Raw genomic sequence first — 12,521 nt, 5'->3', positions numbered from 1 at the left:
AAGTCCGTTCCAGGGCAGGCAAGCATGGAAGATGCGGTCGTGAAATCCAAATGCTGCTGGCCGAAGAGCCAAGGTGCCTCGTCAGCAGCGGCAGCCGACTGGGAGAGTGGTGCACGTTATGATGTGCAGGTCTTTCGTAACCGGCGATGCCGATGTCCCTTGCCGCCGATGCTGTGCAGCCCGCCTCTGATACGCCGATGATCCGCCGCCGCGATGCGGTCGTACCCGGCAGTTGGCCGGAGGGCACGCTGCCGCTGCTGGCGCGTCTCTATGCCAGCCGTGGCGCAGGTACACCGGAGTTGGCGCAGCCGAAGCTGGGCAATCTGCACGCGCCTGAGCTGCTGACCGGCATCAATGATGCGGTGGGTCTGCTGATCGAGGCCATCGCCAACGACAAGCGCATCCTGGTGGTCGGCGATTTCGATTGCGATGGCGCCACCGCCTGTGCGGTCGGCGTGCGCGGTCTGCGCATGCTCGGTGCGCAACACGTCTTCCACGCGGTGCCGAACCGCATGGTGCATGGCTATGGCCTGTCACCGTCGTTGGTGGAAGAGCTGGCCGCGCTGCAGCCGGACCTGCTGGTCACGGTCGATCACGGCATCGCCTGCCATGCGGGCGTGACCGCGGCCAAGGCACGCGGCTGGCAGGTGCTGGTCACCGACCATCACCTTCCCGGGCCGCAGCTGCCGCCGGCCGATGTCATCGTCGATCCGAATCTGGACGGTGATGCGTTCCCGAGCAAATCGCTGGCAGGCGTCGGCGTGATCTTCTACGTGCTGATGGCGCTGCGCCGGCACATGCGCGAGGCAGGTGTCTTTGCGGATGGCAAGGGCCCGGACCTGACCACGCTGCTGGACCTGGTGGCGGTCGGGACCGTTGCCGACCTGGTGGCGCTGGATCCGAACAACCGGGCACTGGTCAGCGCGGGCCTGCGGCGTCTGCGCGCGGGACAGGGCTGTGTTGGCCTGCGTGCGCTGATCGAAGCCAGCGGCCGTGATGCCGCGCGGCTGACGGCCACCGACATCGGCTTCGCGCTCGGCCCGCGCCTGAATGCCGCGGGCCGGCTGGAAGACATGGCGCTGGGCATCGCGCTGCTGCTGACCGAAGACCCGCGCCAGGCGCGCGAGATCGCGCAGACGCTGGAGCAGATCAATTCGGAACGGCGCGCCGTGCAGCAGTCGATGACCGATGACGCCGAGCAGGCGTTGACCCGGGTGGTGCTGGACATGGCCGGTCAGCGACCGGTGGCGGCCTGCCTGTTCGATGCTGACTGGCATCCGGGTGTGGTCGGCCTGGTCGCATCGAAGATGAAGGATCGCCTGCATCGCCCGGTGATCGCCTTCGCCCCGGCCGAACCCGGCGCCGAGATCCTGCGAGGCTCGGCGCGCTCCATTCCCGGCCTGCACATCCGTGACGCCCTGGCGCTGGTCGATGCACGCCATCCGGGCCTGATCGAACGCTTCGGTGGCCACGCCATGGCGGCCGGCCTCAGCCTGCGGCGTGACCACGTCGATGACTTCAAGGCCGCCTTCGTCGCGGTGGTGCTGGAAATGCTCGACCCGGCGGCACTGCAGCAGCAGGTGCTCAGCGACGGCGAACTGGCCGCGGACGAGCTCGATCATCGCCACGCCGATGCGCTGCGGTTGGCCGGCCCATGGGGCCAGGGCTTCCCCGAACCCCTGTTCGACGGCCACTTCGAAGTGGCCAACTGGCGCGTGCTGAAGGAGCGCCACCTGAAGCTGGAACTGCGCCTGCCGGGCGTGCCTGGCACGATCAACGCGATCCACTTCGGCGGCTGGCACGGCAATGCGCCCGGCCGACACGTGCACCTCGCCTACCGGCTGGCCTGCGACGACTATCGCGGCGGCAGCGCCATCCAGCTGATCGTGGAGCACTGCCTGCCCACCTGAGAAAAAAGGGGACGGAGGGGATTAAGTCGCAACTGGCAAACAGGGCATAAGCGACTTAATCCCCTCCGTCCCCTTTTTGGGTCTCCCAACCCCGTTACGGCTGCTGGTGCGTTCAAGGGTCCACGATCCCACTGGAGTCCGGTCATGGTCTTCGCCCGTTGCTGCATTGTGTTGTTGCTGGCCCTTGCGGCCTGGCCCGCTGGCGCGCAGTCGCCGCCGATCTCCCGGCCGCAGGCCGCCACGCCGCTGCTGACCGCACCGGCGGCTGAGCAGGCGGTCCAACTGCGACACGCCCGCATCGAGGGCGGGGTCCAGGCGGGCATCGCCCAGACCCGGATCACCCTGGAATTCCACAACCCGAACCGGCGCGTGCTGGAGGGTGAGCTGCAGTTCCCCCTGGCCGATGGCCAGCAGATCAGCGGCTTCGCGCTGGATATCAACGGCGAGATGCGTGACGCGGTGCCGGTGCCAAAGGACCGCGGCCGCCAAGTGTTCGAGGAGATTGCCCGCCGCGGCGTTGACCCGGGCCTGCTGGAACAGACCGCCGGCAACCAGTTCCGCCTGCGCATCTATCCGCTGCCGGCCGGCGGCAGCCGGCGCGTGCAGCTGGTGATCCGCGAGCCATTGGCCTTCGCCGGCCAAGGCTGGCAGTGGACGCTGCCGCTGCAGTTTGCCGCCGGTGCAGCCTCGGTTGAACTGAAACTGCAGGCACCTGGCACGACCACCGCAGGTACGGCGCCATTCCGCATCAGCGCGGGCCAGCTGCAGTGGCAGGGCAAGGGGGCGCAGCTGCCGAAGCAGCTGCAGTGGGATCTGCCGGCGACCCGCCAGGCACAGGTGCAGGTGGCGCCCTGGCAGGATGGCCACTATCTGCTGGCGCAGCTGCCGGTGGCGGCCAGCAGCACGCCGCGCAAACTGCCGAGCGAAATCGGCCTGCTGTGGGATGGCTCCGGTTCGGCGGGCCAGCGCGATCACACACGTGAGTTCGCCCTGCTGGATCGCTATTTCGCTGCGCTGCGCGACGGCACCGTGGCCTTGACCGTGCTGCGCGATCGCGCCGAGCCGGTGCGTCGCTTCCGCATCCGCGCCGGCAACTGGAGTGAACTGCGCGCAGCCCTGCAGGCCGTGCGCCCGGACGGTGCCAGCGCGCTGGCACAGTGGCAGCCGCAGCCGGGCGTGAAGGAATACCTGCTGGTCAGCGATGGCCTGCTGACCTATGGGCCGGAACAGCTGCCGGCGATGGCGCCGGATCAACGCCTGTTTGCGGTCAGCAGCGCCGGCGCGCGCACCGATGCCGTGCGACTGCGGGGTTGGAGTGAGGCGCATGGCGGTCGCTTCGTCGCGCTGGGCAAGGATGTCGATGCGGCGGCGCACGCGTTGCTGGCATCGCCGCTGGATGTGCAGGTCGATGCGGGACGCGGCGTGCAGGATGTAGTGATCGATCGGCGCAGTGAAGCCGACGGCTGGCTGTGGCTGCACGCACAACTGGCAGCCGACGGTGTGCCGATGCGGGTGCGCGTTGGCGACGGTGAGTGGGAAGCGCTGCCAGCGACGCAGAAGAGCAAGGACGGTGAACTGCTGGCCGGTTTGTGGGCGCAGGCGCGCCTGCAGCAACTGGCCGTCGACCGCCGCGGCAACCGCGAGGCCATGCAGCGCCTGTCGCAGCAGTTTGGCCTGGTCGGGCCGGACACCTCGCTGATCGTGCTGGAGACGCTGGAGGATTACCTGCGTCATGCCATCCGTCCGTCCGGCAAGCTGCGCGCGGACTACGACGCGCGGTTCGCACGGCAGGTGACAGACCGCGCCGCTGCTGATCGCCAGCGTCTGGATGAAGTGGCGGCACACTGGAAGGAGCGCCAGCAGTGGTGGAACCGTAGCTGGCCGAAGGGAATGCCGCCGCAGCCGAAGGGCGGGGCACTGGAAGTCGCCTCCGCGGACTACGCGATGGAATCGGCGCCGGTGGCGATGCTCGCCGCGCCGGCCCCTGCGGCACCGCCCGCCCCGGCCCCGATGGCCGCCGCCGAGCAGCGCATGGAAGCCAGCAGCGCGCGTGCACGTCGCTCGGCGCCTGTATCGAACAAGGCCCTGGATTCAATCACGGTCACGGGTGGCCGTGTCGCTGCGCCCGCTGCCGCCAACGAGGGCGAGCTCGGCATCCAGCTGGCGGCCTGGCAGCCAGACTCGGCCATCGCCCGGCGCCTGCGCCAGGGCCCGCCGTCGCAACTGTATGACCGCTACCTGGCCGAGCGCGATGCCCACGCCGACAGCAGCGCCTTCTTCCTTGATGTGGCCGACCTGCTGCTGGCGCAGGGTCAGCGCGACCTGGCGCTGCGTGTGTTGTCGAACCTGGCCGAGATGGACCTGGACAATCGCCACCTGCTGCGCGTGCTCGGCTATCGGCTGATGCAGGCCGATGCCCCCGCGCTGGCGGTGCCGGTGTTCGAGCAGGTGCTGGCGATGGGCCAGGAAGAACCGCAGAGCTTCCGCGATCTCGGCCTGGCACTGGCGGCGGCCGGCAAGCCGCAGCAGGCGCTGGCGCCGCTGTACCAGGTGGTGGTGCGGCCGTGGGACAGCCGCTTCGATGGCATCGCCCTGATCGCCTTGGATGAACTGACCAATCTGGTGGCCCGCAGCACGCCCCGGCTGGATACCACCAGCATCGACCCGCGCCTGCTGCAGGCGATGCCGCTGGACCTGCGCGTGGTGCTTTCCTGGGATGCCGACAACAGCGACATGGACCTGTGGGTGACCGACCCGAACGGCGAGCGCGCCTACTACGGCAACCGCCTGACCTACCAGGGCGGGCAGATGTCGCAGGACTTCACCGGCGGCTATGGTCCCGAGCAGTTCTCGCTGCGCAACGCCAAGCCGGGCAAGTACAAGGTGGAGGCGAACTACTTTGGCAGCCGCCAGCAACTGGTCACCGGCGCGACGACACTGATGCTGCGTCTGACCACCCATTGGGGCACGGCAAAGCAGAAGGATCAGATGGTGACGATGCGACTGAAGGACCGCGCCGAGACCGTGCTGGTGGGCGAGTTCGAGGTTAAATAGTCAACTGCCCCAAGTGGCCGTCCGAGGGTGGACCAAGGAAGACCCTCGGACGGCCACTTGGGGCAAGGAGGCCCTGTGTGGGGTCGGCTGCAGCCTGGCCGGCTCCCCGCGCCAAGGCGGGTACCGCCTGCCTGAATGCAGCGCCGACACATCACGCTCGAGGCTCCCCGGCGCAGGCCCAGGCCCTCATTCCGGGCGCCCACGGCCTGCGGTATCATTACCAGTCATCTTTTGAATGCATAACCGCCGACATGATCGAACTGAATCCTGTCCGCCAGCGCATCACCGATCTGACCGATCGCGTGCTGTCGCTTCGGGGGTATCTTTGACTACGACGCCAAGAAAGAGCGTCTTGAAGAAGTAACGCGGGAGCTGGAAAGCCCCGACGTCTGGAACAACGCCGAGTACGCCCAGAACCTGGGCCGCGAACGTTCCAGCCTGGAAAAGACCGTGGGCGGCATCGCCTCGGTGCTCGATGGCCTGAACGATGCCACCGAGCTGCTGGAGCTGGCCGAGTCCGAGCAGGACGAGGACACCGCCCTGGCCGTGGTCGCCGACCTGGACAAGCACCAGGCCCACGTGGAGAAGCTGGAGTTCCAGCGCATGTTCTCCGGCGAGATGGACAATGCGGCGGCGTTCGTCGACATCCAGGCCGGTGCCGGCGGCACCGAAGCCCAGGACTGGGCCGAGATCCTGCTGCGCATGTACCTGCGCTGGTGCGAGTCGCGCGGCTGGAAGACCGAACTGATGGAAGTGTCCGGTGGCGACGTCGCCGGCATCAAGTCGGCCACGCTGCGCGTGGAAGGCGACTATGCCTATGGCTGGCTGAAGACCGAGACCGGCGTGCACCGGCTGGTGCGCAAGTCGCCGTTCGACTCGGACAACCGCCGTCACACCAGCTTCACCTCGGTGTTCGTGTCGCCGGAAATCGACGACAACATCGACATCACCATCAACCCGGCCGACCTGCGTACCGACGTGTACCGTTCGTCCGGTGCCGGTGGCCAGCACGTCAACAAGACCGAGTCGGCGGTGCGCATCACCCACATCCCGACCAACATCGTCGTGGCCTGCCAGACCGGCCGCAGCCAGCACCAGAACCGCGACAACGCGATGAAGATGCTGGCCGCCAAGCTGTACGAGCTGGAGATCCAGAAGCGCAACGCCGAGAAGGACGCGGTGGAAGCCACCAAGTCCGACATCGGCTGGGGCAGCCAGATCCGCAACTACGTGCTCGACCAGAGCCGTATCAAGGACCTGCGTACCGGCATCGAGCGCTCGGATACGCAGAAGGTGCTCGACGGCGACCTGGACGAGTTCGTCGAGGCCAGCCTGAAGGCCGGCCTGGCCGTGGGCTCCAAGCGCGTCGATGCCTGATCGGCGCGCCTGCGCGGATATCGTCACCCTCGTGCGCAACGCCGAGGGTGGTCGAGCACGCGTCCTGTAGAGCTGAGCCATGCTCAGCTGCTTTTCGCGGGGTAGCAGATGCGTCGAGCATGGCTCGACGCTACAACGGGCACGGCGGTAGCGATGATGCGCAGCGAAAGTGAACGCAAGGAACTGGGCGGTTTCCTCAAGGCCTGCCGCGCCCGTGTCGATCCCGCCACGCTCGGCCTTCCGGCCGGGCGCCGGCGCACCCCGGGCCTGAAGCGCGAGGAAGTGGCGCTGGCCATCGGCGTAAGCGTCAGCTGGTACACCTGGATCGAGCAGGGCCGCGAAGTGCGTGCCTCGCCCGAGGTGCTTGAGCGCCTGGCGCAGGTGCTGCGCATGAGCGACGACGAACGCGCCTATGCGTTCGCGTTGTCCGGCTACGGCGTACCGCTGGAATCACCGGACGAGAGCGTGACCGATGGCCTGCGCCAGTTGGTGGAGGCGATGCAGCCGATCCCGGCCTACGTGCGCAACACCCGCTTCGATATCCTGGCCTGGAATCCGGCCATTGCCGATCTGTTCGTGGACTACAGCCAGTTGGCGCCGCATGAGCGCAACACGCTGCGGCTGATGTTCCTGTACCCGCCGTACCGCACGTTGATCCTCAACTGGGAAGAAATGACCCGCGGCCTGCTGGCAGGTTTCCGTGCGGCGATGGCGCAGGCGCCGGACAAGGCGCCGTTCCTGGCGCTGGTGGAGGACATTGCCGCGCACAGCGAGGAATTCCGTCAGTGGTGGCCGGAGCATGACGTGCGCCGGTTCGATGAAGGTGCGAAGAAGTTGAACCATCCCACGCGCGGGTTGCTGGACCTGCAGTACGTGGTGCTGGTGCCGGAGAGCCGGCATGACCTTTCCCTGGTGACCTACCTGCTGCGGAAGTAGGGGGTGTTCGGCAGGGCTTGCAGCCCTGCACCTGCTCAATGCAACGGCCAAAGCCAGAGCCAGAGCTAGGTTCCGTGGTTTGGCGGGGCGGTGTCGGCGTGCGGGGACGCCGCAAGTACGTCCGTGTAGGCTTGGCAGCCGCATCCATGCGGCTGACACCCCGCACTCCGACACCGCCCCACCTTCGACAGGTTCACGCGGCTGTTGGCAACTGCGGCTTTGTTCCGCGCGGCTGTTGGTAGGTGTCGACCTTGGTCGACACGATTTTTCTCTCAGATATCGAATGAGTCATCCACGCATGGCGTGGGTCTACTGTGTCGACCAAGGTCGACACCCACCAACAGCAACGCAGAGCGCCGTCCCAACAGATCGCGGGAAACCGTCGAAGGCGGGGGGGGTGCGGTTGCGGGAGTGTCCGCGGCATGGATGCCGCGGCCAAGCCCCCATGGTGAAGTGACCCCCGAGACTTGGACAGGGGTCAGGCGGCCGATTGGGCCTGTTGGGCCTGCTCCCGGTACTGTACCGGGCTCAGGCCCTTCAATTTCAATTTGATTCGCTCTTGGTTGTAGTACTGGATGTATTCCACCAGCCCCGCCTCCAGACTCTCGATGCTGTCAAAGCTGTTCAGGTAAAAGAACTCCGACTTCAGCGTCCCAAAGAAGCTCTCCATCGCTGCATTGTCCAGGCAGTTGCCACGCCGGGACATGCTTTGTTTCAAAGAGTGCTTCTCCAGTATGTGCCGGTAGTTTTCATGCTGGTACTGCCAGCCCTGGTCGGAGTGGATCATCGGTCGCTCATCCGGCGAAAGCTTCTTGATGGCCTCCTCCAGCATCTGACCTACCAGATCGAACACGGGCTGGCGCTTGATCTGATAAGCCACGATTTCGCCGTTGTAGAGGTCCATGATCGGCGACAGATACAGCTTCATGCCTTGTACCTTGAACTCGGTCACGTCGGTCACCCACTTCTGGTTGGGGCGCTCGGCGTGGAATTGGCGATTGAGGTCATTGCCAACCACAACATTGGCGGCCCCCTTGAAGGACCGGTAGCGCTTCACCCGTACCCGTGATTTCAGGCCCATCTCCCCCATCAGGCGCTGTACCCGCTTGTGATTGGTCCGATGACCCTGATTGGCCAATTCCAGCGTCACCGTGCGATAGCCATAGCGCCCTTGGCTTTGATCGTAGATTGCACGGATGCGCTCGCACAGGGCTGCCTCGTCCTGATCCGGATGGGCCAGGACATGGTTCTGGTAATAGAACGTACTGCGTGACAGCTCCGCCGCTTCGAGCAGAAGCGACAGCGTATGAACCTGCCTCAATCCTTGGATGGCTTGCGCTTTGCGTCTTGCGCCGCCTGCTCTTCCCGGATCAAGGCATCGAGTTTTTTTAGGTAGTCGGTCTCCGCACGCAGATAGGCGACTTCCTTGAGCAGCTCATCGCGGCTCATTTCCTCAGGTGGCTTGGACGAACGGGTCTTTTTCATCGGCTTTCGGGGCAGCGGCGGAGGCGGTGCCAACGCTTGGGCACCGCCTTGAGCATACAGGCGCCGCCATCGCCCCACCGCGCCGGCATCACCGATCTGGAAGTAGGTGGTGGCCTCCCGCCCGGACATGCCGTCCTGGCTCATTTTTTCCAGGACAGCCAACTTGAACGGGAGGTCATAGAACCGGGCCTGGCGATGAAATCCGCGCCAACCATGCAGCCGATAGGTCGCCACCCAGCGCCTGACCGTGGAGGCCTCCAGGCTGTGGCGACGAGCAACGGCTTTGACTGATGTGGAGGTCTTGCAGGCCTCTTTGGCAACCTGCAGTTTGAAACGAGCGTCATATCTGTTCATGTATCCCTCGGGGTTGGATCTGGCGTCCAACTCCCGGGGGTCACTTCATGGAAGGGTTTACGGCGTCTCCCGCAACTGGACCCACCCCGCCATCCCACGGATAGCCCGCTGTTGCTGTTGCTTCGGCTGTTGCCGTTGCCTCTGCGGGTGCAGGGCGCAGCCCTGCCGGCACCTATCCCCATTCAGACAGGTAAGTGCAGGTCACAGGATAAGCAGACGCCTTGTTGCCTCCGCCATTCGGGTCCACATTCCTGCGCAGGAGACGGGCCACCGCCCGTTGTCGAGACACCAGGAGCCCTGCATGTCCGCTGCCCCCACCACCGCCATTTCCCTCGATCCGGCCACCGGCCAGCAGATCGCCAGCCACCCCTTCGCTACCGACGCCGAACTGGAAGCCATCCTCGATCGCGGCCAAGTCGGCTTTGCGACCTGGAGCGTCAAGAGCCTGGAACAGCGCGCAGACGTACTGCGTGCGATGGCCGCCGTACTGCGCCGAGACCGTGAGAAGCTGGCCGCGCTGGCCACTGCCGAAATGGGCAAGGTCCAAGCTGAAGCGCTGGCCGAAATCGAGAAATGTGCCGTGCTGTGCGACTGGTACGCCGACCACGGCGCGCAGTTCCTGCGCGACGAACCGACCCAGGTGCCCGATGACAAGGCCTACGTGTCCTACCTGCCGCTGGGCGTGGTGCTGGGCATCATGCCGTGGAATTTCCCGTACTGGCAGGTGATGCGCGCGGCGGTACCGATCCTGATGGGCGGTAACGGCTTCCTGCTGAAGCCGGCCGAGAACATCGTCGGCACCGCGCAACTGCTCGATGCCGCCTGGCGTGATGCCGGGCTGCCGGAAGGCACCTTCATCGCCGCCAACATCAGCCGCGAGGGTACCAGCCGTGCGATCGCCGATGACCGCATCGCCGCCGTCACCCTGACCGGCAGCGTGGCCGCCGGCCGCAGCATCGCCGCCCAGGCCGGGCAGGCACTGAAGAAGGTAGTGCTGGAGCTGGGTGGCTCGGATCCGTTCATCGTGCTGGCCGACGCCGATCTGGACGCCGCCGTAGATGCCGCGGTCGCCTCGCGCTTCCAGAACACCGGGCAGGTCTGCATCGCCGGAAAGCGCATCATCGTCGAAGACGCGGTCTACGACCGTTTCGTGGCGCAGTTCTGCCAGAAGGTGCAGGCACTGAGCATCGGCGATGGCCGCGACCCGGCCAACCGCATCGGCCCGATGGCCCGCCAGGACTTGCTGGAACAGCTGGATGCGCAGGTACGCGCCTCGATGGAGGCCGGCGCGAAGCTGCTGGTCGGCGGCCATCAGCTGGATCGCCCGGGCGCGTTCTACGCCCCCACCGTGCTGGCCGACGTGGAGCCGGGCATGCAGGCCTTCGATACCGAGACCTTCGGGCCGGTGGCCTCGATCAGCCGCGCCCGTGATGCCGACCACGCGGTGGAACTGGCCAACCAGAGCGAGTTCGGCCTCAGCGGCAACCTGTGGACCGGCGACCGCGCCCGAGCCATGCAGCTGGCCCGCCGGCTGCAGACCGGCGGTGTGTTCGTCAACGGCTTCTCCGCTTCGGACCCCCGCGTGCCGATCGGCGGCGTGAAGAAGAGCGGCTTCGGCCGCGAGCTCTCGCACTTCGGCATCCGTGAATTCGTCAACGCGCAGACAGTGTGGTTCGACAAGCATTGACGCGCGGCTCTCATCCTTCCTGCAACGATCCACCATCAGTCCAGCACAAAGGACGGCATCCGATGTCCAAGGGTTCAGATCTGCTCGTCGCCGCACTTGAGAACGAAGGCGTCGAGCGCATTTTCGGTATTCCCGGCGAAGAAAACCTCGACGTGGTCGAGTCGCTCCGCCATTCCAGCATCGAACTGGTCATCACCCGCCACGAACAGGCGGCGGTGTTCATGGCGGCCACGTATGGCCGCCTGACCGGCAAGCCGGGCGTATGCCTGGCAACGCTCGGTCCGGGCGCTCTCAACTTCACCACCGGCGCCGCCTACGCGCTGCTCGGTGCGTGGCCGGTCATCATGATCACAGGCCAGAAGGGCATCGTGGCCAGCAAGCAGGCACGCTTCCAGATCGTCGACATCGTCAGCACGATGAAGCCGCTGACCAAGCAGGCGCGGCAGATCGTCTCGGCGCGCACCATCCCGACCATCGTCCGCGAAGCGTTCCGTGTGGCCCAGGAGGAGCGCCCGGGCCCGGTGTTGCTGGAGCTGCCCGAGGATATCGCCGCCGATGAAGTAGAAGGGGTGTCGCTGATTCCGCCGCATGCGGTGGAGCGGCCGATTGCCAGCCCCGAGGCGCTGGACCGCGCCGCGGAGATCATCCGCAATGCCAAGCGGCCGTTGCTGATGATCGCTTCGGCGGCGTCGCGGCCGCAGTCCAGCGAGGCGCTGTCGGCGTTCGTACTACGCGCCGGCATTCCGTTCTTCACCACGCAGATGGGCAAAGGCGCGGTGGCCGGCGGCTCGGGCCTGTACATGGGTACCGCGGCGCTGACCGAACGCGACTACGTGCACATGGCCATCGACCAGGCCGACGTGATCGTGACCATCGGCCATGAGGTCACCGAAAAGCCGCCATTCGTGATGCGTCCAGGCGGGCCGACCGTGATCCATATCGGCTACTCGCAGGCGGCGGTGGAGCAGGTGTACTTCCCGCAGGTGGAAGTGATCGGTGACATCGGCCGTTCGCTGACCCAACTGGCCGACCGCATCGAAGGCGCGGTGCCCCATGCCGATGCGCTGCTGCCGCTGCGCGCGACCATCCTCGAGCACCTTGCCGATCGCGCCGAGGACGCTGGTTTCACCCCGCAACGACTGGTGCACGACGTGCGCCAGGTGATGCCGCCGGACGGCATCGTGGCGCTGGACAACGGCATGTACAAGATCTGGTTTGCGCGCAACTACCGCACCCAGGTGGCCAACACATTGCTGCTGGACAACGCGCTGGCGACCATGGGCGCGGGCCTGCCGTCGGCGATCATGGCCTCGATCCTGCACCCGCAACGACGGGTGCTGGCGGTGTGTGGCGACGGCGGCTTCATGATGAACAGCCAGGAGCTGGAGACGGCGCGCCGGCTGGGCCTGAACCTGGTGGTGCTGATCCTCAACGACGGTGCCTACGGCATGATCCGCTGGAAGCAGGCGGTGGATGGTTTCACCGACTACGGCATGACCTTCAGCAATCCCGATTTTGTGAAGTATGCCGAGGCCTATGGCTGCAAGGGGCATGAGGTGACGGCCATCGAGCAGTTCGTCCCGACCCTGGAGGCGGCCTTCAACGAGGGCGGGGTGCACCTGGTGTCGGTGCCGATCGATTACTCGGAGAACCAGCGGGTGCTGGTGGACGAGCTGCGGCAGGCGTTTCCCGGGAACGGCTGACGCCGGCGCCGCGCT

Annotated in this window: 7 protein-coding genes; 6 read left to right on the top strand and 1 reads right to left on the bottom strand. The window is 66.2% G+C overall.

Annotation, left to right across the window (positions count from 1 at the left end; all coding sequences use genetic code 11):
• The first annotated feature begins 152 nt into the window (after positions 1 to 152).
• The 4 genes from recJ to ROV95_RS14500 all read left to right on the top strand — a co-directional run bounded on the left by recJ (position 153) and on the right by ROV95_RS14500 (position 7,277).
• Positions 153 to 1,910: a single-stranded-DNA-specific exonuclease RecJ gene (recJ, locus tag ROV95_RS14515; protein ID WP_312545003.1), complete on the top strand. Its 1,758-nt coding sequence runs from the start codon at positions 153 to 155 to the stop codon at positions 1,908 to 1,910.
• 144 nt (positions 1,911 to 2,054) lie between these two features.
• The gene (locus ROV95_RS14510) at positions 2,055 to 4,964 is read left to right on the top strand and encodes a VIT domain-containing protein (RefSeq protein WP_312545002.1); all 2,910 of its coding nucleotides are present in this window, start codon (positions 2,055 to 2,057) and stop codon (positions 4,962 to 4,964) included.
• Positions 4,965 to 5,215: 251 nt separating this feature from the next.
• Positions 5,216 to 6,341, top strand: a protein-coding gene (prfB, locus tag ROV95_RS14505; protein WP_014037064.1) for a peptide chain release factor 2 whose coding sequence is annotated in 2 segments (ribosomal slippage) — positions 5,216 to 5,290 and positions 5,292 to 6,341 — 1,125 coding nt in all. Because the reading frame shifts where the segments join, the coding sequence is not laid out codon by codon here.
• Positions 6,342 to 6,494: 153 nt separating this feature from the next.
• Positions 6,495 to 7,277, top strand: coding sequence for a helix-turn-helix transcriptional regulator (locus tag ROV95_RS14500; protein WP_312545001.1), 783 nt, complete (start codon positions 6,495 to 6,497; stop codon positions 7,275 to 7,277).
• A 478-nt stretch (positions 7,278 to 7,755) separates the two neighbouring features.
• On the opposite strand, the gene ROV95_RS14495 is transcribed toward ROV95_RS14500, so the two are convergent.
• Positions 7,756 to 9,116 (bottom strand): IS3 family transposase gene (locus tag ROV95_RS14495; RefSeq protein WP_312542110.1). Its coding sequence is split into 2 segments (ribosomal slippage): positions 7,756 to 8,646 and positions 8,649 to 9,116, totalling 1,359 coding nucleotides; the frame shifts between segments, so codons are not numbered across the junction.
• Positions 9,117 to 9,417: 301 nt separating this feature from the next.
• Between ROV95_RS14495 and ROV95_RS14490 the strand changes: the two genes are divergently transcribed.
• The gene (locus ROV95_RS14490; RefSeq protein ID WP_312544999.1) at positions 9,418 to 10,803 is read left to right on the top strand and encodes an NAD-dependent succinate-semialdehyde dehydrogenase; all 1,386 of its coding nucleotides are present in this window, start codon (positions 9,418 to 9,420) and stop codon (positions 10,801 to 10,803) included.
• A gap of 62 nt (positions 10,804 to 10,865) precedes the next feature.
• Complete coding sequence (locus tag ROV95_RS14485; protein WP_312544998.1) at positions 10,866 to 12,506, top strand: acetolactate synthase large subunit; 1,641 nt, start codon at positions 10,866 to 10,868, stop codon at positions 12,504 to 12,506.
• Positions 12,507 to 12,521 lie beyond the last annotated feature (15 nt).

The sequence above is a fragment of the Stenotrophomonas maltophilia group sp. msm1 genome (assembly GCF_032025805.1).
Classification (GTDB): Bacteria; Pseudomonadota; Gammaproteobacteria; order Xanthomonadales; family Xanthomonadaceae; genus Stenotrophomonas; species Stenotrophomonas hibiscicola.
Note: the sequence above shows the minus strand (reverse complement) of the source record. Positions and strands in the feature narration are given on the sequence as shown.

Bases quoted from the DNA above. Each gene is read 5' to 3' on its own strand.
- ROV95_RS14485 (WP_312544998.1), top strand. From the start codon at position 10,866: ATGTCCAAGGGTTCAGATCTGCTCGTCGCCGCACTTGAGAACGAAGGC.
- ROV95_RS14510 (WP_312545002.1), top strand. From the start codon at position 2,055: ATGGTCTTCGCCCGTTGCTGCATTGTGTTGTTGCTGGCCCTTGCGGCC.
- ROV95_RS14490 (WP_312544999.1), top strand. From the start codon at position 9,418: ATGTCCGCTGCCCCCACCACCGCCATTTCCCTCGATCCGGCCACCGGC.
- ROV95_RS14500 (WP_312545001.1), top strand. From the start codon at position 6,495: ATGATGCGCAGCGAAAGTGAACGCAAGGAACTGGGCGGTTTCCTCAAG.
- recJ (WP_312545003.1), top strand. From the start codon at position 153: ATGTCCCTTGCCGCCGATGCTGTGCAGCCCGCCTCTGATACGCCGATG.